Origin of the sequence: Aminobacter anthyllidis (genome assembly GCF_018555685.1) — a bacterium.
Lineage (GTDB): Bacteria > Pseudomonadota > Alphaproteobacteria > Rhizobiales > Rhizobiaceae > Aminobacter > Aminobacter anthyllidis.
On the sequence record NZ_JAFLWW010000001.1, the window covers coordinates 332,663 to 352,875 of the forward strand.

Sequence of the window (20,213 nt, forward strand, 5' to 3'; positions counted from 1 at the left end):
CGAATGCATCGGATTGCATGGTCGAAACGCTTCCCTAGCTCAGCAACACTCTGTCTTGTTGCCCAAGGCTTACGGCCAGGTGACTATGGCCGCTTCAGTTGCTCGCGCCGGGTGAAGAACAGGAATCGGTCCAGCCCGCGCGAATTGACGTAAGTGCGGACGTCGCGATGCAGGCGCCGGGCCACGCTGGCCGATGAGGTGTTGTCGGTGGCGACGATCGAGCCGATCAGGGGCTCGTCGGTGTTCGCAAAGCCGAAGGCCATTGCGGCGCGAGCCGCTTCAAGTGCATAGCCGCGTCCGCGCCATTGCGGGGCTATGTGGTAGCCGATTTCCAGGACGCGCGTGCCGCCGGCATCCTGCCAGGTCGGGCCGCAATCGCCGATCAGCGCACCGCTGGCCTTGTCGATGATCGCCCACAGGCCGAAACCGTCGCTCTGGTAGCGGTCGCGGTTGCGCTCGATCCATTCGACCGCCGCGGCTTCGGTGATCATCTCGGGGTAGAAGCGCTGCGCGTAGTCGTCGGCAAAGACCGACAGGATCGCGGCGACATCGTCGCGATCCATTTCCCTGAGGGTCAGCCGTGGCGTTTGCAGAAGCGCCATGGCCGGAAGCCTACTCCGCAGCCTGTGCTGCAGGGGCAATGCCCAGCCAGGCGCGGCAATCGACAAGCGCGCGGCCGGTCATCGCCTTCTTCTTGGCGACTGTCTTTTCCTTGCCGCGCAGGCGCTTGCCTTCGACTTTCGGCGCTTCCATGACCGGGAACAGGCCGAAGTTGACGTTCATCGGCTGGAACGAGCGTTTGCCCGGCTCATCGTCCGATACGATGTGGCCGCCGGTGATGTGGTTGAGCAGCGCGCCGAAGGCGGTGGTGACAGGCGGAGCGCTGATCGGCTGTCCCAGGCGTTCGGCCGCAGCGAACCGGCCGGCCAGCAGGCCCATGGCAGCACTTTCGACATAACCCTCGCAGCCGGTGATCTGGCCGGCGAAACGCAGGCCGGGCCGCGACTTGAGCTGCAGCGTCGGGTCGAGCAGGGTCGGCGAATTGAGATAGGTGTTACGGTGCAGGCCACCGAGCCGCGCGAATTCGGCATTCTCCAGGCCCGGTATCATGCGCAGCACGCCGACCTGATCGCCATGCTTCAGCTTGGTCTGGAAGCCGACCATATTGTAGAGCGTGCCAAGTGCGTTGTCCTGGCGCAGCTGGACAACCGCATATGCTTTCACCGTCGGGTTATGTGCGTTGGTCAGGCCCATCGGCTTCATCGGGCCGTGACGCAAGGTCTCGCGGCCACGCTCGGCCATCACCTCGATCGGCAGGCAGCCGTCGAAATAGGGCGTGCCTTCCCACTCTTTGAACTCGGTCTTCTGGCCGTCGAGCAATGCTTGGACAAAAGCATCGTACTGCTCCTTGTCCATCGGGCAGTTGATGTAGTCCTTGCCGGTGCCGCCGGGGCCGACCTTGTCGTAGCGCGACTGGAACCAGCAGACATTCATGTCGATGCTGTCGAAATGGATGATCGGCGCGATCGCGTCGAAGAAGGCCAGTGCGTCAGCGCCGGTGCTGGCGGCAATCGCTTCGGCCAGCGAGGGCGCGGTCAGCGGGCCGGTGGCGATGATCGCCTGATCCCAGTCCGCCGGTGGCAGGCCGGTGACTTCTTCTCGAACGATTGATATCAGCGGGTGGGCTTCGAGCCGCGCGGTGACGGCGTTGGAAAAGCCATCGCGGTCGACGGCGAGCGCGCCGCCGGCGGGAACCTGGTTGGCGTCGCCCGCACTCATGATCAGCGAGCCGGCAAGCCGCATTTCGGCGTGCAGCAGGCCAACCGCGTTTGTTTCTGCGTCATCCGAACGGAACGAGTTGGAGCAGACCAGTTCGGCCAACCCTTCCGTCTTGTGCGCGTCGGTGCCGCGCACCCCGCGCATTTCATGCAGGATGACCGGCACGCCGGCCGAGGCCACCTGCCATGCTGCTTCCGATCCGGCGAGGCCGCCGCCGACGATGTGAATAGGTTTTGTGCTCATCGCGCCGGAATAATCCCTTGGCCAGGGGAATGCAACGATTGGGCGGCTGGCGAGTTGCGCCCAACGCGGGACATTCACTAGGATATCGCCATGACGAGACGTTCGATCGCCCTGTTTGCCGGCCTCGTTTACAGCATGGCTGGCGGTCCAGCCATGGATCGTGCCGCGGCCGCGCCGGCAACATCCATAAACATCTGCCATGGCTATGGCTGCGCGTTTCGTTCGCGTCTCGATCTTGGCCCCGGCGACGACAGGAAGTTCGCGTCGATTCTCGTGGCTGGCCGTGCCTCGCCCGAAGCCGAGCGCAAGGCGATCGCCAAGGCGGTCAGCTATTACGAGAAGCGGGCGCAGCAGGTCACTGGCGTGCGCGACCAGCCCAAATCGGAGTTTGGTGCCTCGAAGGTCAAGGGGCAGATGGATTGCGTCGATGAATCGACCAACACCGATGCGCTGCTGCGCTATCTCGCGCGGCGCGGCCTGCTCAGGCACCACAAGGTTGAAGCCAGGGATTCCAGAGGTTTTCTGCTCGATGGCCGCTATCCGCACTGGACGGCGGTGATCCGTGCGCCCGATGGCGTCAAATGGGTTGTCGATTCCTGGTATGCGCCGATGGGTGGCGCACCCGACATCATTCGGCTCGGCGACTGGAAGTCGCGCGGCGTGCTGGAAAGCGGCGCGCTGAACTATAGACCGGATATCCGTTGAGATCGAAGGCCTGAACCAGACTCCAAAACGACAACACCCGCCGGGGGAGGACCGGCGGGTGTCGTTTTGGGTGGTCAGCTTATCGGGAGGAAGAAGCTGACCTATTCGCCTTTGTCGGGGAGGAGGTCGACGCAGGCTGAATTCTGTTCGCCAATCAAAGAGGGCGAAGCTCTCGGGGTAACAACACCTGCCGGGGGAGGACCGGCAGGTGTCGTTTTGGGTGGTCAGCTTATCGGGAGGAGGAAGCTGACCTATTCGCCTTTGTCGGGGAGGAGGTCGACGCAGGCTGAATTCTGTTCGCCAATCGAAGAGGGCGAAACTCTCTGGGGTAACGACACCCGCCAGGGGAGGAGGTCTGGCGGGTGTGTTAAGGTGGTCAGCTTATCGGGAGGAAGAAGCTGACCTGATCCGTCCGGGTCGGGGAGGAGGTCGACCCTGACGGAAGCTCTGAATTAGATAGCGCGGCGGGCGATCGACTGGATCTCGCCACGATTGATGCCGAGATCGGCAAGCTGGCGGTTCGACAGACGGCCAAGCTCGTTCACCGTCTCGCGATAAGCGCGCCAGTTACGGTAAGTGCGGAGCAAGTTCATTTTAGTTCTCTTTTCGGTTCGGACAGGTAGGTCGGGTAGATCGGCTTCGGTTAGATCGCCTTGCGAGCGACGAAGTGGATGTCGCTGCGGGTGATGCCGAGGTCGGTCAGTTCACGGTTCGACAGGCGGCTCAGCTCGGAGACAGTGTCACGGTAGCGGCGCCAGTTGCGGTAATTGCGGATCAGGTTCATCTTCGTTTTCCGTTCGTCTTCTTTTCTCTTCTGTGTACGGGGCGTAGATAGGATGCCCTTGCCTAAAATTGAAGCGCTATGCTCGCATGGCAGCAATGCGTTTTGTGCATTGCAGCATTAATGGGCATTAAGCCTTCGGTCATAATTGTGACCGAATCTGAATTTCGCCATGATGACAACGGCTTGGCTTTGATATGGGCCGCCGGGGCAGGGGGAAGTGACATATGGCGAGCTATGCCACCAAGGTGAAGAGTGACATCGGCCGTTGGGTCGAGAGCGGACTTGTCGACCGCGCGACCGGCGACGCGCTCATCCGCGATGTCGAGGCCAACGAGCGCGATGGGCTCAACTTCGGTTCGGTCCTCGCCATCATGGCGGCGCTGCTGTTTGCGGCGGCGATCCTGATCCTCGTCGCTGCCAACTGGGAAGCGATACCGCGCGCGGCGCGGGTGGGCGCACTGTTTGCCGTGATCTTCGCGGGCTATGTCGGCGGAGCCCTGCTCAAGCAGCGTGACCACGGCGGCTTCGCCGAAGCCCTGTGGCTGATCGCGGCCGCGGCCTTTGGCGGTTCCATCGCGCTGATCGGCCAGATGTATCATTTCTCCGGCGACGAGGCGGCGGCGATCGTCACCTGGTCGGTAGGCACGGCCATCGCCGCAGCGGCGCTGCGCTCGAACGCGCTGACCGTGGCGGCAGTCGGCATCGCCGACGCGTGGCTGGTGACGAAGGGTTTTGAGCTGTTCCGCCGCACGGAGTTCCCGCATGTCTTCATTGCATTCATGGCGGCGTATTGGGCGCTGTCGTTCTGGACCCAAAGCCGAGCTGCCCGGCATCTGATCGCGCTGTCGGTCATTCTATATGCGGTGCTGCTCGGCTTTCACTACGAGTCGCTGGAGGTCGGGCTGGTGCTCGCGCTGGTTTCCGCGGCTCTTCTCGCCGTTGCGGCGCTCGCGCCGGCAGCTACGGAACGCATTGCCCAGCTTGGCGGGCGGCTGCCCCTGCACGCTCTGATCGGGTTCCTGTCCGGCATGGGCATGGTTCAACTCGACCAGATCGATGACGGAGGTTTTGTCATTGCCGCCGCCGTGGCGCTGGCGGTCATTGCGGCGGTGATTGTCTTCCTTGGCCGCGAGAGCCGCGGCTTGCGCTGGATCGCCTATGTCGGCTTCGCCTTCGAGCTCGCCGTCATCTACATGGTGACCGTTGGCTCGATGCTCGACACGGCGGGCTTCTTCTTTGCAGCTGCAATCATTCTCGCCGGCCTCGCTTATGCGATCATCCGCATCGAGCGGCGCATGAAATCACAGCCAGCCCAGGGAGTCGCATGATGGCCCGCTACAAGCTCGTTGTCGCCGCCATCGTTCTGGCGCTGGCCCAGATCGGTTTCCTTGGCTGGATGATCGTTGGACGCGCGGCGATCCTGCGCGACGGCAAGGAAGTCCTGCTCAAGGTCGAGCCCGTCGACCCGCGCGACCTGTTGCGCGGCGACTATGTCAGGCTCGGCTATGACATTTCGCGCATCGAGGTGGAAAAGATTGCCAACCTGCCGCAGGGCGAAGCCGCAACTGCGGAAGGGCCAATCATTGTGCGCCTGAAGAAGGATGCCGACGGCTTTTGGCGGGCGACGTCGGCCTGGCTGGGAGCCGCTACGACGCCCGCGCCAGGTGATGAGGTTGATCTGCTGGGCCAGGTCTCCAGCGGCTGGAGCCTGACGCCGGGTTCGACCATCAGCGTCGACTACGGCATCGAGCGCTTCTACGTGCCCGAAGGCGAGGGGCTGGCGATCGAGGAGGAGATGCGCAAGCGCAACTCCGGCGCGGAGCCCGAATTGCGCAGCTTCGGCATCAAGGTGGCGGTGGCCGAAGACGGCAGCGGCCAGATCAAGGCGCTGATGGACGGCGACACCATGCTGTTCGAAGAGCCGCTTTATTAAGACAGGGCAACGTCCCCTGATGCTTTACCAGGGGACGTGCAGCACCTCGATCTTGGGCAGGCCGAGCGGAACGATGCCGAGATCCTTGGCAAGCGCCGCAAAACCTTCGGTCTCGATCAGGAACTTGTAGGGAATTTCCGGGAATTTGAGCCCACCGCGATGAAGCGCTGCATCAACGAGCAGCATCGCACCACCAACGCCGTCGAGATTGACACTTTCAACGTCGCGCAGATCGCTGAGATACAACCGCCGCCCTTCCTTAGCCGGGGGCTGGTAAAGCCCTTTCCGCATCGCCCGCCAGTAGCGGTAGTCTCGCTGCTGGCGGGCAGTGACGAAGCTGTTGAGGTCGAAGCTGCCCTCGCCGGGGACCTTGGTGCAGTCTGGCGTCACGATCCGCCGCCCTGTTTCGGTCAGTCGCGCGATGATGTCGGTCGGGTAGCGCCAGACGTCGATGTCGATCCACAGCGCCCAGTCGTCGCTTTCGTCGAGGCCTTGCTCAATAAGGTGATTGCGTATGGCGGCGATTCCAGAGCGGCGCACGCGTTGCAGGTTTGGCTTCCAGCGTTTTGAGCGTTCCAGCTTGTTGCCCAGCGCCTTCCTGAGCAGGATCACATCTCGGTACTGATCTTTCAACGGCGCCGTCGCTTGCTTCAGCCGCTCCCAACTTCCGTCGGTGCTGTCGCCTTCGCAGAACACCAGCTTGATGCACTCCTTAGGATGCTCAAGGCGCGCCAACGCTGCCAGACTTGGACCGATGTGGTCGGCGGCGTCTCTGAGTGGGATGAGGATGGCAATATTGTTTCCGGAAGGCGGCAAGCGTTTGACGGCTGCCGGGTCCACCGCGGCTTGCGCCGCCGCCGCGTCCATCTGCGCGCCCTTGGTGAGCTCGTGGCGCACGCGGTAGAATGCGCTCCGTAGATGTTCCAGAACAGAGGGTGGTTTGCTGCGGATCCACCACGTACCGCTCCAATGGTGAATCGACAGTGTCGGCGAAGAGGCTGTCGGATCAAGCGCGGCGGTGCCGTTCCTGTCGGTTGGGGCGAACAGAGCGCTGGGATGGATCGTCAAGGCGGCCTGGTCGCCGTAGCTGAGTTGAGCGCCGGTGAGCATGCACGGCCCGGTGGCGTCGAGTACGTCGTAGGCGTTTCGCATCGCTGGCAAGCCCGTGATCAGATGCTCCCAGAAAGGATGTGCCTTCGGGCTCGCCATAGTGCCATTGAACAACAGATAGGGCAGGTTGCGAACACGGATCTGGTCCTGTGCATGGATATCGGGCTCCTTGCACAAGACGACGCGATCTTCGTGCATGATCGCGTCGAAAGGCCCGATGCACTCGCAATCGAGGTCAGCATAGACCCCACCGAAATGGTGCAGCAGCATGTAGCGTGCCGCGTCTGCGCGCTGGACGCCATTCCAATAGCTGCAGTAAGTCGGCAGATACTGTGGATAATGTTCGGCGACGAAGTCGAGCAGCATCCTGTCGCTCCACAAGATGTGCTGCCAGCCGGGATTATGTTTCTCCCAACTCTTCGACCAGCCGAGGAATTTCTCTGGAATGCTATCGGTTTTCCACGTCTGGTGAAGAATTTTGGGAATTGTCATGCAATACCAGTCAACCCGTCGATCCGCGTTGCCTGAAGTCATGGCATCATTAGGCGAGCCTTATCAAGCGGCGATTGGTTCTCAGTCGGTCTAGAGGAGACTGGCTCTCACTGCCGACGAGATGGCCTGGGGGCCAAAGCGTCGCGTGACCGTTTCTCGGGCGCGAAGCCGCCGCGCCTGCAGCCAGCCGGGATCGGCGCACAGCGCGGCCGCGCGCGTGGCGAGTTCGTCGTCGGTCTCGGCAAAGTCGATGTCGACGCCGTCAACCAGGCCCAGGCCTTCGGCCGCCAGCCGGGTGGCGACGACCGGCAGGCCCCAGGCCATTGCTTCCAGTATCTTCAGGCGCGTGCCGCCACCGCTGACGAGTGGCACGATAGCTAGGTGCGCACGGCTATAAAGCTCCGCCAGGTCGTCGGGATTGGCGATGAGTTCGACGTCGGGCAGGGCGGCCACGTCGGCGAGGCTGCGGTGGGGGCTGCGTCCGGCGATGATGAGCCTTGCGCCGCCGAGCTTGGCTTGCAGCCGCGGCAGGATCTGGGTTGCCAGCCGCCGCGCCGCTTCGAGGTTCGGGGGGTAGTTGAGGTGACCGATGAACAGCAGGGTCGGTTTGCCCTTGTCCATCTCGGGCTGGTCGACCAGCTGTTCGGGGATGAGGTCAAATCGGGGAACGCCATTTGGAATGACATCGGCGATGGCGCGTCCGCCGGAGAGACTGCGCAGCCTGTCGCGATCCTGTTCCGAACAGACCCAGACCTTGTCCACCACACGCAGCGACTGCAACTCCATGTCGCGCATGCGCCTGACATGGCGGGTCGTTTTCGAAAACAGCCCGGCCAGCCAGCCCTTCTTCGGCATCATCTGCCGGGCAAGGTCGGACTCGATGTTGTGCATGTCGAGCACGAGTGTCGGCGCCAGCGGGCGCAGATGCCGCAGGAGAGGAAACAGCGGTATTCCCTCGACGACGATGGTGTCGGGCCTGAAGTCGCGCGCCGCGGCCAAGAGGCGCGAAAGCGCAATCTGGGGGATGCGCGTGTCGATGGGGGTCTGGCGCTTGGCGAGGCGCGGCGAAGTCGCGGCCTCGGCAGCATTGGCAAGGGCCAGCGCCGTGATGCGGTTGTCGTCGAGCTTCGCCGATACGGATGGTTCGTGGACCGACGTCGCCAGGACGTCGCCCAGCGTGGCCAGTGCCTTGGCATTCTGCCAGTTGCGCAGGTCTCCGCCCGAAATGGGCGGCCACACGGCATCAGAGGCAACGAGCAGGATGCGTCGCGAAGTCGACAGACAATTGCTGTCGACAGTGGAAGCTGCGCCTATTGGATTTGTCGGTGCGTGCACGGCTGGATCACTCTCGTTCAGAGGTTTCAAGTCCGCCGGGCAGAGCGTTTATGGTGCGGATGATACGCCCCCTACTTAGCGGGCGCACCTCTTCGTAAGATATTGAAAAACCAATATCTTTTCTGAGGTTGTAAAACTCGTATTGCGTCGTTCCGTATTTTGGTGCCACAAATTGTGCCACAAATTGTGCCACACCTTAGGCGCCGATAAATGCGTAATAACAGAAACGACCAGGATCGTCACCTGATCCAGCGTCGGGGAATTTATCATTACAAGCGGCGCGTGCCGGCCATTGTGTCCGACATGGACGCTCGCTCACCGCACGTCCGGACTTCCCTGAAGACATCTGACCTGGCGTTGGCCCGCAGCAAGCGTGACGCCCTCGAAGCCGCTGACGATCAGCTTTGGGCGTCTATGATCGCCGATGAGCCCCGCGCGGCTGCGCAAGCTCGCTACAAGGCGGCGGTGAAGCGCGTCGAGGCCATGGGCTTCAGCTATCGATCGACGGAGGAAATGCTTGTTTCGCGAGACATGAGGGACACGCTCAGTCGTATCGAAGCCGTCATGGAGGAGCGGACACCTGCATCTACCAGCATGGCGGTTCTAGGGGTCACAAAAGCACCTTCAGTCACCCTAACCGAGGCGTTCAAGGTCTATACCGATGAGATCGTCCACGACGAGCTCCGGGGCAAGAGCGAGAGCCAAAAGCAGTCTTGGAAGAAGGTGAAGCAGCGGGCCGTCAACAACTTCGTGGAGATCGTCAGCGACAAGGCCATATCGGAGATCACCAGAGCGGACGCGCTCAAACTCTACAATCATTGGCTCAACCGGATCGCACCGAAGAAGGGCCGGCCAACGCACAAGCCTACCTCTGGCAATCGCGATCTCGGCAATCTTCGTGGCCTCTACGAGAGCTACCACAAGCACCAGGGCATTGAGATCAAGCAGAACCCGTTTGACGGGCTAGGCTTCGCCGAGAAGACCAAGCGATCGAGGCCGCCGATACCGACTGAGTGGATCAAGACCAAACTGCTGGCCGGCGACGGCCTGACAGGGTTGAATACTGAGGCGAGAGGTGTCCTGCTTGCCATGATCGAGACCGGGGCCCGGCCGAGCGAACTGTGCAATCTGCAGAAGACCGAGATCTTCCTCAAGGCTGAGGTGCCCTACATTCGCATCGAGCCGCGGGAGGATCATGACAATCCCCGTGAGATCAAGACTGAATCGTCTGTCCGGTCAGTTCCGCTGGTTGGGGTTGCGCTGGCCGTATTCCAAGCCCACCCGAATGGCTTCCCGCGCTATGTGAACAAGGAAAACAGCCTCACGACGGCAATCAACAAATACCTGCGCGAGAGCGAGTTGCTGCCCACCGACAAGCACACGTTCTACAGCTTGCGGCATTCCTTCGAGGATCGGATGAAAGAGGGCGGGCTCGATGAGGAACTGCGCCGGGGCCTCATGGGCCATACTATTCAGCGGCCGAAATATGGTAGCGGTGGCGCGCTAGCCTGGCAGCGAGACGAGCTCAATAAGATTGCTCTGCCTTTTGACGCAGCGATCGTTCTGCACGCTCAAACACGCCGGCCAACTCGTCGTCCGACTGGCGAAGAGACTCCGCCTCCTCCTCAAGCCACTTGAACATCGGAAGCAGCCGAGGAGCATGTTCGCGGTTCTGCATCATGATCACGGCCAAGCGATCCAGGCACTTCTCGATGCGCTCGAGCGTGATCGGGGCGTCATCGGGACGCGGTTGTGCGACCCGCGCCCTCGTCATTCCGCCTTTTCCTTCTGTGCAGAGACGGGGGCGGGCGGGGGCATCGGGAATGGATGCCACAGAAGCGCAGATGGTGGTCGGCCTGCGACGATGTCATCCTCATGCATCCACCAGTAACCGGCTACGGTCCCGCTTTTGGGCTGCCATCCGGCGACGATAACGCGTTCGAAGTCGGGCGCCGTCTCGATAGGCTGCCAGCCGCCCGCCTCCAGTTCAGCTATTCGCTTATCCTTGGCGTCGAGTTCGTCGGCTGCGCGATGCATCGCTATTGAGGCGGCAGGGCATTCGTAGCCAGACCCGATCAGCGGAGCCCACGCCCGCAGTTCGTCAGCGATCTTGTCAGTCATGTTTGCTCTCCTGGAGGGCGAGACCGGGCGAGGGTTCGTTCGTTTCGGTCCGATCAGTCAGCGTCATGAAGCCGATGAAGTAGCAGGGCCTATTGAGCCCGAGGCGCACCACAATCCCGGTTCGACTGGCAAGGCGGTAGACGATCCTGCGAACGGTCCACGGACCGCCAGCGCGGTAGTGGGCGGCGACAAAACGAACATCGTCATCGACGGTGTAGTCTGTGGCTTTCCGCCACCAAAAGGTGATGTAGGGCTTCACGTCCGCACCTCTTCAGCGAGAGCACGGATGGCGGCAAGAACCTCGCGCGCAACCCGCATCCGTTCGATTGCATCGCTATGGCTGTTGCAGGTGATGTGGATTTCACTGCCACAATAGGCCGCGTCTTGGTCACAGAGCGCGCCGAACGCCTCCAGCGCCTTCTTCCGCGTCTCTGCTAGTAGGGCGGGGAGGGATCTGCTGTCGGCGGGGAGAAAGTCTTCAGCGGCGTTGGCGCGTTCCCGAAGGCGACGAACATCAGCACTCGGCGGGCCTTGCCGGTAGCCGGGCGGGCAAGCCATGATGACTTTGCCCAACTCCTCCAATGCGGCGTCCCGTTCCGCCTCTGCTGCTGCAAGAGCCTCTTGGAGGCGGGTGTTGTCAGCCACAGTCGCATCAAGGCGCTCGACAAAGATATCGCGCCATTCGTCCCCGAAGCCTACTTGGCCCCGGATGAAGGACCGCAGGTTCTGGACCCAAACGAGTTCGCTGACAGCCATCCTCACGCCTCCGCCTGTGAAGCGCTATCCTGCACGCCGGTACTAGGGGTGGAGCGGAGGGTTTTGAGGGCTTCGGATGCTGCATCCAGCGCGGCATCAGCGCATTGCGGGCATAGGTCGGTGAAATCGAGCCGACTCTTGCCGCCGTAGCTGTCAGCGGAACGCGCGCCTTCCATCCGGGCAGACCCCCATGCCTTGGGTTTGGAAAAGCTGCGCGATGTGTGCGAGCCGGATACGGTCTTCTCTTCGACCTTGCCGCAGTTGTCGCAGCGGATCTTCGGGGTGATGTCTACGTCAGCCATTTTCTACCTCCGTGCGGGCTCGCGGCGCGCAATACCCGAGATGCTCGGTCCTGAACTCCATCACTTCTTGAACGACTGTTTGGAGGTTCATCATGGCGACGTTCATTTTCACGTCGTGGTCGTGATCGTCACGCCAGTTGCCCTTGATCATCTGTTCGAACATGGCAACGATGCCGTCACCGACCGTCTGCAAGAGATGCTCGGTCTTCTCCACCACCCCCACAGGCGCTGAGACTGGCATAGGAGTGGGGTGGAGCGCAGAGCGGATGGCTGCGTCCGTCTCGACCCATTTGGCGCACAACTGCTCCATGGTCGTTTCGTAGCGGTTGGTGCCCTTATCGCGGCCATAGAACGCAATCGACAGCACCATGGCTTCAAGTGCCTTGAGCAGCGCGGTTTCCAGCGCCTTGATCTCCGGCTCTCCTGCAGGTGCTGGGACGGGGGAAGCGTAGAGGGGCCTGCGCTCGTAGTGATCCGGCCAGTCTTCAGGCCAAGGTGAGGCCACTAAAGACCAGTCTTGCGAGACGTTGGCTCGGTAGCGCCACGCGACCGGCACCGCCTCTTTCTGGCTGAGGCGTTCGTATGCCTCGTACCGTCCCGCCTGAGCGGTAATGGCTTTGAACCGTTCGACAGAAATAGTTACGGTATCCGCCTCGTTCTGGCTGACTGGCGACCGAGAGGCTTCGAGGGCGGCGATGATGGCCTTTTCGTAGCGGGTCTGTTCAGCGGCTTTGCGGTCTGCAAGTTCGCTGGAGGGTGCTTCGCTGTGCTTTGCGAGCTTGTATTTGCCTGCAAAGCAGACATCGGCATAGAAGCCGAGAGGGTTTCCCCCTCGCCAGCATGGAATGTCTTCGTCCGATCCGCTCCAATATTCGACCCACTCCAACTGCTTCACGCGCGGTGTCTGCTCCTCCGTCACTCCTGCTGAAGTGGAAGAGAGGTAGGCGAGAACGTCGGGCACAAGGTTGCGCAATTTGAGGAGGTCGGTGAAGCCTTCGCCGAGTTCTTCGACAGCGTCTGGCGTCATGCGGTTTTCTGGCCAAGCAGCAACCTTTTCGTATGCGGCGGACAGGCGAGCGGCCAGAGGCTCAGGATGCTGGCACGAACCGTCGCAATAGCCGACATGCTGACAAACGCAGTCATTGCCGAGCTTCGCGCCCGATTTACTGTCGCCAGTGGATACGGGTGGCTGTGTTTTTCGCCGTCGAGACGGATAAGCAGGTGCGGCCCTGGAGGGCTTGCTTGCTGCCCTTCTCGCGGCTCGCTGTGCTTCTTTGTCGGGCTTTGGAAAGCCGGCGGATTTGAGATTGCCGGCTGGTTGATGAAGGCCATTGGCGCGGTTGTACTGCCTCTTGCCCTTGGCTATCGCCTTCACGTCCTTGTTGGTCTTGCCGTCGGGGCCTCGATGGCAGCACATACCGAGTAGCTGACCTTCAGCGACGGTGATCTTTGCCTTCTTGTCAGCCTCAGGACGCAATGCCTCGGGGATGACATGGTCGATCTCGTGGGGCTTCCCGCCGAGAACCTGGCGGCATCCTTCGCAGCAGATCACGCCGTCGCGCTTGGAGCGCTCAACGATCTCTTCGCGCTGGTTTCGGGTGAACTCGCGGCGGCTCATTCCGGCCTCCACACGAAAGCGTAGAGCCCAAGCGCTAACCATATGACGGCGAACGGCCAATTGACCCATGCGGCATCAGGCGAAAACAGCATGTCGGGAGACGTTCCGTTTGCTCGCGATGCAGCGCCGAAGCCCGTAACCAGGCAGGCCATGCAATAGGCGGTCCTCATCAGAAGCTCTCCTGTATCCGCTCGGCTTGCGCCCGCGAAAAACTGGCAAGCACGGTTTCAAGCTCGGCAACAAGGACGAACGGCACATGGTCGAAGTTCGCGACCTCGGCCCGAAGCTGGTCAGTGGTTTTCGCGAATTGCGGATAGCCGGCGGGCTGGCGCATGTAGGATGAGACGGACACGAGCTTTTTCATGCTGCCTGCTCCCACTTCTTGGCAATGACAGGCCATTTGCGCGTGATGGCCGAAATGATGCCCTCCGCCGCAAGGTCGTGAGCCATCATTTCGTAGACCTGGCATTCGGCTTGGAGTTCCTCGATACGGTTTTCGAGGTGCTGTATCTTGCGTTCGAGGGAGGCGGTCATGCCGCCCTCCGCTTCCGTTCGTGGACATACCCGTAGGTTTCGGAAAGCCAGCGCTCGGCGGCGGTGAAGAAGGCTTCGAACTCGCCTTCTTCCATCTTGTCGAAGCTGGTCGAGCCCGGAATCGCGACCTTCATGCCATTCGGCAGTGCGATCAGATCCACGACGCCCGTTTCGAGTTTCAGGACTTCATGCAGGCGCTCGGCTGACAGCGCGCATTCGGTGGCGTCGACCACTTCCTGCAGCATTGCCCAATAGGCGCGGTGGCGACCGACGTTGCGGAATTCCTTGATCTCGATACGAACCCGCTGGCCCTGGCTGATGCCGTCGAGTGCATGGACATCCATGTCCCATTCGGGCACCAGCGTGTTGCCGCGGCGGATGAAGGCGAAAACTGGCCGCTCTGGTTTCTTGGCCATCGCTCACATCCCGTTCAAAGGGTGAATCTGGGTCAGCCGGTTGATCTTGATCTTGTCGGCCAGTTCGCGGCTTTCGGCGTCATCCTGGAACATTGCCTCGACATCGAAATCGGCCCAAACCTGCTCGACCGATTCCGCGTCGGTGGCCTCATTCATGGCGCGCTGCAGGTTTTCGAAGACCTCGCCGTAGTCGATGCCGTCACCCTCAATGATCGCGTCGACAGCCTCGCCGGTTTCCTCGACGATCTCGGTGTGTTCGATGATCTCGGCTTCGGCCATGAGATCTGATGGCGATGGCGGGCGCATCACCGTCGGTCGCGGTGGGGGCGTTACATCGCGCATGTCTGCAATCTTCGCGCCTTCATCCTCATCGTAGATGCCGGAGAAGCCGAAGGCGTAGCGCGCCGCCTGGATCATCGCCTTATGGCGAAGCATACGGTGCTTCATCTTCCACGGCTGCGTGTCACGCTTGCACTCGTCATAGTATTCGGTGACGACCACTGGTCGGGCCCGGTCTTTCCGGTACATGTGGCAGGTGATGGATACGAGTTCCTTGCCTTCATGCTCGACATCGAATTCGAAGCCGTCGCAAGCCGGATGCGAGTTGACGAGATTGACCCACCCGTCGATCGACACGATTGGAACGATGCCGCCGCCTTGCTTGGGGAAAGCGTAGATTTCTCGCAACATCGGGTTGAGATCGTATTCACGGGCGACCATCAAGAATGCCGCGAACTCCTCGTTCGAGGCGGTCGGCAAGCCGCATGTTTTGCGAACGGTATCGGCGAACTCCTGCGGCTTCAGCCCGTACTTGTCGGCCATGAAGTCAAGCAGCATGACCTTCTGCTGCGGTTCGGTCTTCGTCAGGGCGTTCATTTCAAGCCACCTTTGCCTGTTCTTCGACCGAAACGCCGGGGACGGTATGGCCCTTGGCCACAGCCCGCTTGGCGAGATCGAACATGCAGTCCTTGAGGTCGGGATGGTCTTTCAGGAACTCATAGAGCGCCTTCTGATCAGTGATCGCTGTCACGACGTTGACGACGCTGACCGATGCGGCACGGCCATAGCTGCCCTTGATCGGCGTCGGGGCCGAAGCTGCTACAGGCTGCGTGACGGGCTCATCAACGGGGTCGAAGGTTTCGTCGGCCCGTTCTGCCGCAATGCGGGCCTGCTCTGCTGCAAGCCGCGCGGTCTCGGCCTGACGATCAGCTTCGCGCCGCAAATGGAGCTTCTTGGTTTCCCAACCATCCATGGCGCCGCGAATTGATTTGGCCTCGGCCTCGGCGTCTTTCGCCAACGGGAGCCATTTGCGGTCAACGACGCGACCGGCTTCAAGATGAGGCTCCTTCTCCTTCTTGTGCTTCTTCTCGGCTTCGCCCTTCAATTCGAGCAGACGGGACCGCAGTCCCTGCGCCTTGGCCAACGTCTCGTCGTCGTTGATGACCTTGTAGGTGTTGCCCTTGCGGGCGGCGTCGATCTGGTCGCGCAGCGCCTCGGCTTCGTCGACGGTGGCGCTGTTGTGGCCGGTGCCGGCGATCTGTTCTGCAACGACAGGATCAGCATCCGGCCAGTTCGCGCCGGCATCGACCGCGTTATAGGTCGCCTCGGAAACCGGATGGCGGGCACAAAACGACCAGACATTGGACGGATCGGCTGCGGCACCACCGACAAGGGCAACCATGCCGCCCTCGGTGTTCCAGATCGCGACCGGAACGAACGGGCCGTCCTCGTGGGTGCGCTTGCGGTAGAACCCTGGCTGCGGATCGCCTTCGGAAATGCCGAGGGTCGAAAGCTGGCTGCGGGTCAACTCGCCGCAATCGCCAGCCATGGCGAGCGCCTTGAAGTACCATGCGTACTGAGGCGGGAAATGCGCGTTCATATTCAGTCCTCCCGTGTGACAAGTTCACGCTCGCGATCCCGAAGGACGCGGCGGAGTTCTTGCGAAATGTCGGATGCGAATAGGGTTTCGAGGGCTTGAAGCTGGTCGTGTTTGCTCGGCCGCCAGAGTTCGCGGCTTGGCGTCTCAGCCTGCAGCGAAGCGCCTCGGACGAAAGGGGCGTTCATGGGAGCGCCGCCATTTCATTAGGGTCACCGATTGGCAGCTGACCGACGGCCATTTCTGGCATCCCCAGGTTGGCCTCTCGGTGATTGGTTTCGGCGGCGGGCAATAGCACCTTGGCCCTGTCAGGCACCCCGGCTTGGGCCCACCGCCATGCCTGCCACAGATCGCGCAGCAGGCGTTTTTCCATGTATCTCTGAGCGCGACGATGGATATGGCCATCGCTGACGAATTCGTCTTTGCGCTTTGCCGGTATCTTCGCCGACGGGGCGACAATCAGACCGCTAGCCTCAGCCCGCTGGCGCTCGTAATCCTTCCGCGCCAGATAGACGGCTCGATAGGTGTCGCCAGACTTGATCATCGTATCGCCGATGACGAACATGCGGGACCGACGCTCGCCGTTGTACCCGTGTTCAATCCAGTCCTGCTTGGATGCCGACTTGGACAGGCCACCCTGTCGCACACCATCCATGACGGCGAGGCCCATGCGCTTCCAGAGGTGGCCCTTCTTCGGATAGGCGGACAGATCGCCAGCCTCGGCTACGATCACGGCGAGCGAGCGGGCACCGAAGCCGCGAACGTGCTGGCCGAAGTCCGACCATGCCGGCAGTTGAACGGCGAGGCGTTCCATTTCCTTCGTGGTGGCCGCTTCGATATTATCGAATGGCGAACGAGCCTTGATGCTCGCCATGATGAGGTTCTGCCATTCGATGAAATCGTGGTCGTCGAGGCCGATGACTACCTTTTGCTTTTCGACTGGCTTCGCGCTCTGCTTGGCGAGATCCGCGCCGATGTCTACCAAGAATGCAGCCTTGGCTTTGATGGCGTCCGCTTCGGCCTTCGGCAGGTCGAGACGCCAGCCGAGCACCATGCGGAGGAATGATCCGAGTGCGAGGTCCGCACGCTTCCGTTGATCCATCGCATAGACGCGCTGGCGGTGCTGGTAGCGTATCTGAGCACAGATATCCTGGATGTCAGGCTGCATCGGTCAACTCCGCTGCTTTTTGGATGATGCGTTCCAGTTCCTGCACGCCGACATAGAGGCGTATCGGAGAGTTGTGATCCGGCGGGACGCCCTTGTTGCGGATCATCTTCAAGACCGCGATTTCGCGGCCACCTTCGGAGATCAGGCGATCAAGTGACGACCACGGCACATCGCCAATGGCGCGACCGTCACGGACCCTGAAGGAGTCGAGAACGGTCAATGCGATCTGCTTGGCACCGGATTTTGCCGCCTTGAGGTAAGAGGCCGACACGGGGCGAGGCGCAGGTAGTATGGCCTTGTTGGCACGAAAAGAATGGCCTGCCCCGTGTCGTTTTGGCGATGGTGAGGATGGAAGTGGCAGAGTGGCCTCATCGGCACTGCAAGGAAGGCCATCCTCACCATCATCTAAGCGGGAAGCGGCGGCGTATCCCGCTAGGCCGTCGTCGGCAATCGAATTTTGGCCACCGCTTCCCTTTCCGAATGCGGCGTTCAACATGGCCAGAGCCACACCGTATTCGCCGCCATTGTTCTGAAATTCAGCGAACGCAAGCTGGAGCCTGACGTCTCGCCCCACGATCCCGTGGCGCTCGAAAGCCGCACTTATTGCGGTTGCGTTCGGGCCGTTCATGGCAACCAACCCTCCACAGCATCGACGACAAGCGCAAACATGATGGCGAGGCCGACGAACTCGAATGGTTCAAGGTTGTTGATGATACGGGCGATCATGACGCCACCCGCTGGTCAGTGAGCACGTTCTCCGACAGCCGCTTCATCGTCGCGATCAGCGGATTGACGAATTCGACCTCGATGTTGTTTTCGCGGCCAAGATCGATGACCGAGCCAAGCGCGGTCATGAATTCATTCATGCGGGCTTCATCGGGGCTCGGCAGGGAGGCTACGAACGCGTCAGCCTTTGCCAACATTGCCGTGATGTCGGCGTCGTTGAAAAACTCGTAGTGGTTGTTGTATTTTACCTTGATGTTGTCCCAAGTCAGGTAGACCTGAGGTTCAACGTTGGCGCGCAGGTTGAATTTGGCATCTGGATTGCGCAGCCCCTTGGCCATCATCGCCTTGGCGAGAGCATTCAAGCGCTTCTGAATGACATTGGTGTCCATCACGCGGCCTCCTGCTCGGAATAGAACTCGTCGATTTCGGCCATGGCTTCGTCGATCGAACCGGCGAAGCCGCAGCGGCTGTCGCTCGGACCGTCATCGGCATAGACTGGCGTCGGGTCGTAATCCTTGTGGGCGTAGGTCCAGTCCGAAGCAGCCATGTAGCTGACCAGCGACGGGCGAATTTCGAAGTCGCGATAGGAGACGACGACACGCATTAGCTTGCCCTCACGAAACGCGAGGCAGGATCATTGTAGCCAAGCCCACGACACACGATGCCTTCGCGCTCGTTGATCTTGTCGTGAAGCCATGATGCCGTTTCGGCCTGTTCGATAATCGTGAACGCCAGCATCTTGGTCATGGTCGACTTGCTCTTGAGCAGATCGACGCCATCCTTGATCACTTCGTCGAAGTGGTATTCCGGCAGTCCGTTCCTGATCTCGACCGATGCCGAAAGCTGGCATTCGTAGTCGTCGATGATGATCGCGCCTGTGTCGGGATCGGCAATGTGGGTGCAGAAATCATAGAGGCTCATCTGCGTTGCTCCGGTCAAAACGTGTTGCGGCAGACTTGAACAAGAAGCGCGTATGACAGCAGGCCGAAGGTGATCAGGATGGCGATTGCGGTCATGTCAGGCACCAGCCGGGACGAAGACTGCGCGAGCTTCAGCAGTGCCGTAGCAAGTCTTGAGCGGGCCGATGCCATGCTGTGCGCCAGCAACTGGGAACCAGTAGCCCTTCCACGTGACAAGGCGTCCCGCCTTCACCTCGCGTTGAAGCGCCTTCTTCCAGACGCCCTTCACTTGGCCAATGTTGGGAATGACAACTTCGCCAGCCAGAACGGCGTGCAGTTCGCTTTCAGGGAACCACTCGGTCCAGATATTTGCGTTGGTGAATTCGGCGATTGCGGTCATGTCAGTTGCCCCCCCCGTTAGTTCTCTGCGTCTATGGAGAGACATTATCACATGGCGTGATGTACGCAAGCAAAATAATCACGCTGTGTGAATTTTCCTGATGAGCGCAACAAAAAACCCGCCGAAGCGGGTTGATAGGCCGGGATGACTGGCGAGGGCGCCTGGCTACTTCGTTGTGGTTGGCTTTGCCAGTATGGCGCCAACGTTCACGAGTAGTTCACCAAGTTTCACTTTATCCGGTTCGCTAAGTGACGCCATAGGTTGCAGCAGTTCACTGATTAACTGAGTGGGTTCCGGGGTGAATGAAGCCTCTAAGCGGGCCAGAATCTCCGCATTCATGCTCCGCCCGCTATCTATAGCCGAGTGAGCTAATTTAGCCTTCAGTAACGGAGGCAATCGGAGATTGTGGCGGGGATCATCACGCTGCGGCATGACATCTTATGGCCTAAAGGTCAGGCGTCCGGAATGGTGCAAGATGGGTGGAAATGTGCCTCTGATGTGCCACGATCGGCGCAGGTCAACAGACGAGGTTGACTTACGGATAAGGAATATGTTCCTATCGAATGGCGATTGGTAAGCGGAGGGCTTAGTGACGTGCATGAAGAGTTCTTAAAGCGCAGCGCGTGTCAAATTGCGGCTCAACTGCCCGAAAACGTTGATGATGCGCTCAAGGTGTTGAGTTATGTCAATGATATTCTGGTCAATTTAGGTGGTGGGTGGGGCGCTAGCCAACCATCCGTTCCGAAAGATCAGGTAGCAGCTCCAGTAATTGCCCTGGTAGCCCGTCGCGCTTACCGAGATATATCCAGTCCAGAGTGACACCGGTTCTTAGCTGGATCCGGAAGGCGACATCGAGGTCGGGGCGACGAATACCCCTTTCGTAGTTATTCATAGCGGGCTGCGAAACCTCGATCAGTGCGGCGAATGCCGTCTGGTTCTTCCCGAGCGCCTCCCTCAGTGCGACGAGGCGCTTCGCTATGTCTTTGTTCGATTTTCCGCCATCTGACATGTCGCGA

General features: G+C 60.7%; 28 protein-coding genes. 4 read left to right on the forward strand and 24 right to left on the reverse strand.

The features are described from left to right. Positions 1–83: 83 nt before the first annotated feature. Positions 84–602, reverse strand: a complete 519-nt coding sequence (locus J1C56_RS01710; protein ID WP_214385404.1) for a GNAT family N-acetyltransferase — start codon at positions 600–602, stop codon at positions 84–86. A gap of 10 nt (positions 603–612) precedes the next feature. Continuing rightward, positions 613–2,022 carry a methylenetetrahydrofolate--tRNA-(uracil(54)-C(5))-methyltransferase (FADH(2)-oxidizing) TrmFO gene (gene trmFO / locus J1C56_RS01715; RefSeq protein ID WP_214385406.1) on the reverse strand — a complete coding sequence of 470 codons (1,410 nt, stop codon included), beginning with the start codon at positions 2,020–2,022 and terminating at the stop codon, positions 613–615. A gap of 90 nt (positions 2,023–2,112) precedes the next feature. Here trmFO and J1C56_RS01720 point away from each other — a divergent pair, with 90 nt between their 5' ends. Beyond that, positions 2,113–2,727, forward strand: coding sequence for a hypothetical protein (locus tag J1C56_RS01720; RefSeq protein ID WP_214385408.1), 615 nt, complete (start codon positions 2,113–2,115; stop codon positions 2,725–2,727). A gap of 452 nt (positions 2,728–3,179) precedes the next feature. On the opposite strand, the gene J1C56_RS01725 is transcribed toward J1C56_RS01720, so the two are convergent. Both J1C56_RS01725 and J1C56_RS01730 read right to left on the reverse strand, forming a co-directional pair. Continuing rightward, a complete protein-coding gene (locus J1C56_RS01725) occupies positions 3,180–3,320 on the reverse strand; it encodes a DUF1127 domain-containing protein (protein ID WP_018427695.1) in 141 nt (46 codons plus the stop codon). Between the two features lie 50 nt (positions 3,321–3,370). After that, complete coding sequence (locus J1C56_RS01730; RefSeq protein ID WP_082496386.1) at positions 3,371–3,511, reverse strand: DUF1127 domain-containing protein; 141 nt, start codon at positions 3,509–3,511, stop codon at positions 3,371–3,373. A 224-nt stretch (positions 3,512–3,735) separates the two neighbouring features. Here J1C56_RS01730 and J1C56_RS01735 point away from each other — a divergent pair, with 224 nt between their 5' ends. Beyond that, positions 3,736–4,839 (forward strand): DUF2157 domain-containing protein, encoded by a 1,104-nt coding sequence (locus J1C56_RS01735; protein WP_214385410.1) that lies wholly within the window; start codon positions 3,736–3,738, stop codon positions 4,837–4,839. Next, positions 4,836–5,444 (forward strand): GDYXXLXY domain-containing protein, encoded by a 609-nt coding sequence (locus tag J1C56_RS01740; protein WP_214385412.1) that lies wholly within the window; start codon positions 4,836–4,838, stop codon positions 5,442–5,444. Before J1C56_RS01735 ends, J1C56_RS01740 begins: the two co-directional genes overlap by 4 nt. 24 nt (positions 5,445–5,468) lie before the next feature. On the opposite strand, the gene J1C56_RS01745 is transcribed toward J1C56_RS01740, so the two are convergent. Together J1C56_RS01745 and J1C56_RS01750 are read right to left on the reverse strand one after the other, a co-directional pair. Next, entirely contained in the window at positions 5,469–7,046 is a 1,578-nt protein-coding gene (locus J1C56_RS01745) for a glycosyltransferase (RefSeq protein WP_214385414.1), read from the reverse strand. Positions 7,047–7,136: 90 nt separating this feature from the next. Continuing rightward, entirely contained in the window at positions 7,137–8,381 is a 1,245-nt protein-coding gene (locus J1C56_RS01750) for a glycosyltransferase family 4 protein (protein WP_338001392.1), read from the reverse strand. 210 nt (positions 8,382–8,591) lie between these two features. Here J1C56_RS01750 and J1C56_RS01755 point away from each other — a divergent pair, with 210 nt between their 5' ends. Continuing rightward, on the forward strand, positions 8,592–10,019 hold the full coding sequence (locus J1C56_RS01755; RefSeq protein WP_214385416.1) for a DUF6538 domain-containing protein: 1,428 nt from the start codon (positions 8,592–8,594) through the stop codon (positions 10,017–10,019). A 132-nt stretch (positions 10,020–10,151) separates the two neighbouring features. Here the strand turns inward: J1C56_RS01755 and J1C56_RS01760 are convergent, their stop codons facing one another. From J1C56_RS01760 to J1C56_RS01845, 18 genes are all read right to left on the reverse strand, one after another. Then, positions 10,152–10,502: a hypothetical protein gene (locus tag J1C56_RS01760; RefSeq protein WP_214385418.1), complete on the reverse strand. Its 351-nt coding sequence runs from the start codon at positions 10,500–10,502 to the stop codon at positions 10,152–10,154. Further along, positions 10,495–10,761 carry a hypothetical protein gene (locus J1C56_RS01765; RefSeq protein WP_214385420.1) on the reverse strand — a complete coding sequence of 89 codons (267 nt, stop codon included), beginning with the start codon at positions 10,759–10,761 and terminating at the stop codon, positions 10,495–10,497. Before J1C56_RS01765 ends, J1C56_RS01760 begins: the two co-directional genes overlap by 8 nt. Then, positions 10,758–11,258, reverse strand: coding sequence for a hypothetical protein (locus tag J1C56_RS01770; RefSeq protein WP_214385422.1), 501 nt, complete (start codon positions 11,256–11,258; stop codon positions 10,758–10,760). Before J1C56_RS01770 ends, J1C56_RS01765 begins: the two co-directional genes overlap by 4 nt. 2 nt (positions 11,259–11,260) lie before the next feature. Next, positions 11,261–11,560, reverse strand: a complete 300-nt coding sequence (locus J1C56_RS01775; RefSeq protein ID WP_214385424.1) for a hypothetical protein — start codon at positions 11,558–11,560, stop codon at positions 11,261–11,263. Continuing rightward, positions 11,553–13,178 carry a hypothetical protein gene (locus J1C56_RS01780; protein ID WP_214385426.1) on the reverse strand — a complete coding sequence of 542 codons (1,626 nt, stop codon included), beginning with the start codon at positions 13,176–13,178 and terminating at the stop codon, positions 11,553–11,555. The genes J1C56_RS01775 and J1C56_RS01780 overlap by 8 nt, the downstream gene beginning before the upstream one ends. Positions 13,179–13,347: 169 nt before the next feature. Next, entirely contained in the window at positions 13,348–13,542 is a 195-nt protein-coding gene (locus tag J1C56_RS01785; RefSeq protein WP_214385428.1) for a hypothetical protein, read from the reverse strand. After that, positions 13,539–13,712 (reverse strand): hypothetical protein, encoded by a 174-nt coding sequence (locus tag J1C56_RS01790; protein ID WP_214385430.1) that lies wholly within the window; start codon positions 13,710–13,712, stop codon positions 13,539–13,541. The genes J1C56_RS01785 and J1C56_RS01790 overlap by 4 nt, the downstream gene beginning before the upstream one ends. Further along, a complete protein-coding gene (locus J1C56_RS01795) occupies positions 13,709–14,128 on the reverse strand; it encodes a DUF1367 family protein (RefSeq protein ID WP_214385432.1) in 420 nt (139 codons plus the stop codon). Before J1C56_RS01795 ends, J1C56_RS01790 begins: the two co-directional genes overlap by 4 nt. Positions 14,129–14,131: 3 nt before the next feature. Further along, positions 14,132–15,004, reverse strand: a complete 873-nt coding sequence (locus J1C56_RS01800) for a recombinase RecT (RefSeq protein ID WP_214385434.1) — start codon at positions 15,002–15,004, stop codon at positions 14,132–14,134. Position 15,005: 1 nt separating this feature from the next. Then, a complete protein-coding gene (locus J1C56_RS01805; protein ID WP_214385436.1) occupies positions 15,006–16,007 on the reverse strand; it encodes a hypothetical protein in 1,002 nt (333 codons plus the stop codon). A 181-nt stretch (positions 16,008–16,188) separates the two neighbouring features. Further along, positions 16,189–17,172: a TIGR-Tas system RNA-guided endonuclease gene (tas, locus tag J1C56_RS01810; protein ID WP_214385438.1), complete on the reverse strand. Its 984-nt coding sequence runs from the start codon at positions 17,170–17,172 to the stop codon at positions 16,189–16,191. Beyond that, entirely contained in the window at positions 17,162–17,800 is a 639-nt protein-coding gene (locus J1C56_RS01815) for a hypothetical protein (RefSeq protein ID WP_214385440.1), read from the reverse strand. Before J1C56_RS01815 ends, tas begins: the two co-directional genes overlap by 11 nt. A gap of 94 nt (positions 17,801–17,894) precedes the next feature. Further along, on the reverse strand, positions 17,895–18,287 hold the full coding sequence (locus tag J1C56_RS01820; protein WP_184698621.1) for a hypothetical protein: 393 nt from the start codon (positions 18,285–18,287) through the stop codon (positions 17,895–17,897). After that, entirely contained in the window at positions 18,287–18,502 is a 216-nt protein-coding gene (locus tag J1C56_RS01825) for a hypothetical protein (RefSeq protein ID WP_214385442.1), read from the reverse strand. Before J1C56_RS01825 ends, J1C56_RS01820 begins: the two co-directional genes overlap by 1 nt. Continuing rightward, on the reverse strand, positions 18,502–18,819 hold the full coding sequence (locus tag J1C56_RS01830; RefSeq protein ID WP_214385444.1) for a hypothetical protein: 318 nt from the start codon (positions 18,817–18,819) through the stop codon (positions 18,502–18,504). The genes J1C56_RS01825 and J1C56_RS01830 overlap by 1 nt, the downstream gene beginning before the upstream one ends. A gap of 96 nt (positions 18,820–18,915) precedes the next feature. Beyond that, a complete protein-coding gene (locus tag J1C56_RS01835; protein WP_214385446.1) occupies positions 18,916–19,197 on the reverse strand; it encodes a hypothetical protein in 282 nt (93 codons plus the stop codon). 165 nt (positions 19,198–19,362) lie between these two features. Continuing rightward, entirely contained in the window at positions 19,363–19,629 is a 267-nt protein-coding gene (locus tag J1C56_RS33580) for an Arc family DNA-binding protein (RefSeq protein ID WP_214385448.1), read from the reverse strand. 292 nt (positions 19,630–19,921) lie between these two features. Beyond that, on the reverse strand, positions 19,922–20,206 hold the full coding sequence (locus J1C56_RS01845) for a helix-turn-helix domain-containing protein (RefSeq protein WP_214385450.1): 285 nt from the start codon (positions 20,204–20,206) through the stop codon (positions 19,922–19,924). Positions 20,207–20,213: the final 7 nt, after the last annotated feature.

What these genes read in the sequence shown, in the direction of transcription:
- J1C56_RS01815 (WP_214385440.1), bottom strand. Translation starts at nt 17,800, where the DNA reads ATGAACGGCCCGAACGCAACCGCAATAAGTGCGGCTTTCGAGCGCCAC.
- J1C56_RS01760 (WP_214385418.1), bottom strand. Translation starts at nt 10,502, where the DNA reads ATGACTGACAAGATCGCTGACGAACTGCGGGCGTGGGCTCCGCTGATC.
- J1C56_RS01825 (WP_214385442.1), bottom strand. Translation starts at nt 18,502, where the DNA reads ATGCGTGTCGTCGTCTCCTATCGCGACTTCGAAATTCGCCCGTCGCTG.
- J1C56_RS01780 (WP_214385426.1), bottom strand. Translation starts at nt 13,178, where the DNA reads ATGAGCCGCCGCGAGTTCACCCGAAACCAGCGCGAAGAGATCGTTGAG.
- J1C56_RS01790 (WP_214385430.1), bottom strand. Translation starts at nt 13,712, where the DNA reads ATGACCGCCTCCCTCGAACGCAAGATACAGCACCTCGAAAACCGTATC.
- J1C56_RS01795 (WP_214385432.1), bottom strand. Translation starts at nt 14,128, where the DNA reads ATGGCCAAGAAACCAGAGCGGCCAGTTTTCGCCTTCATCCGCCGCGGC.
- J1C56_RS01845 (WP_214385450.1), bottom strand. Translation starts at nt 20,206, where the DNA reads ATGTCAGATGGCGGAAAATCGAACAAAGACATAGCGAAGCGCCTCGTC.
- J1C56_RS01730 (WP_082496386.1), bottom strand. Translation starts at nt 3,511, where the DNA reads ATGAACCTGATCCGCAATTACCGCAACTGGCGCCGCTACCGTGACACT.
- J1C56_RS01745 (WP_214385414.1), bottom strand. Translation starts at nt 7,046, where the DNA reads ATGACAATTCCCAAAATTCTTCACCAGACGTGGAAAACCGATAGCATT.
- J1C56_RS01820 (WP_184698621.1), bottom strand. Translation starts at nt 18,287, where the DNA reads ATGGACACCAATGTCATTCAGAAGCGCTTGAATGCTCTCGCCAAGGCG.
- J1C56_RS01775 (WP_214385424.1), bottom strand. Translation starts at nt 11,560, where the DNA reads ATGGCTGACGTAGACATCACCCCGAAGATCCGCTGCGACAACTGCGGC.
- J1C56_RS01770 (WP_214385422.1), bottom strand. Translation starts at nt 11,258, where the DNA reads ATGGCTGTCAGCGAACTCGTTTGGGTCCAGAACCTGCGGTCCTTCATC.
- J1C56_RS33580 (WP_214385448.1), bottom strand. Translation starts at nt 19,629, where the DNA reads ATGCCGCAGCGTGATGATCCCCGCCACAATCTCCGATTGCCTCCGTTA.
- J1C56_RS01805 (WP_214385436.1), bottom strand. Translation starts at nt 16,007, where the DNA reads ATGAACGCGCATTTCCCGCCTCAGTACGCATGGTACTTCAAGGCGCTC.
- J1C56_RS01720 (WP_214385408.1), top strand. Translation starts at nt 2,113, where the DNA reads ATGACGAGACGTTCGATCGCCCTGTTTGCCGGCCTCGTTTACAGCATG.
- J1C56_RS01710 (WP_214385404.1), bottom strand. Translation starts at nt 602, where the DNA reads ATGGCGCTTCTGCAAACGCCACGGCTGACCCTCAGGGAAATGGATCGC.
- J1C56_RS01800 (WP_214385434.1), bottom strand. Translation starts at nt 15,004, where the DNA reads ATGAACGCCCTGACGAAGACCGAACCGCAGCAGAAGGTCATGCTGCTT.
- J1C56_RS01785 (WP_214385428.1), bottom strand. Translation starts at nt 13,542, where the DNA reads ATGAAAAAGCTCGTGTCCGTCTCATCCTACATGCGCCAGCCCGCCGGC.
- J1C56_RS01740 (WP_214385412.1), top strand. Translation starts at nt 4,836, where the DNA reads ATGATGGCCCGCTACAAGCTCGTTGTCGCCGCCATCGTTCTGGCGCTG.
- tas (WP_214385438.1), bottom strand. Translation starts at nt 17,172, where the DNA reads ATGCAGCCTGACATCCAGGATATCTGTGCTCAGATACGCTACCAGCAC.
- J1C56_RS01835 (WP_214385446.1), bottom strand. Translation starts at nt 19,197, where the DNA reads ATGACCGCAATCGCCGAATTCACCAACGCAAATATCTGGACCGAGTGG.
- J1C56_RS01755 (WP_214385416.1), top strand. Translation starts at nt 8,592, where the DNA reads ATGCGTAATAACAGAAACGACCAGGATCGTCACCTGATCCAGCGTCGG.
- trmFO (WP_214385406.1), bottom strand. Translation starts at nt 2,022, where the DNA reads ATGAGCACAAAACCTATTCACATCGTCGGCGGCGGCCTCGCCGGATCG.
- J1C56_RS01735 (WP_214385410.1), top strand. Translation starts at nt 3,736, where the DNA reads ATGGCGAGCTATGCCACCAAGGTGAAGAGTGACATCGGCCGTTGGGTC.
- J1C56_RS01830 (WP_214385444.1), bottom strand. Translation starts at nt 18,819, where the DNA reads ATGAGCCTCTATGATTTCTGCACCCACATTGCCGATCCCGACACAGGC.
- J1C56_RS01725 (WP_018427695.1), bottom strand. Translation starts at nt 3,320, where the DNA reads ATGAACTTGCTCCGCACTTACCGTAACTGGCGCGCTTATCGCGAGACG.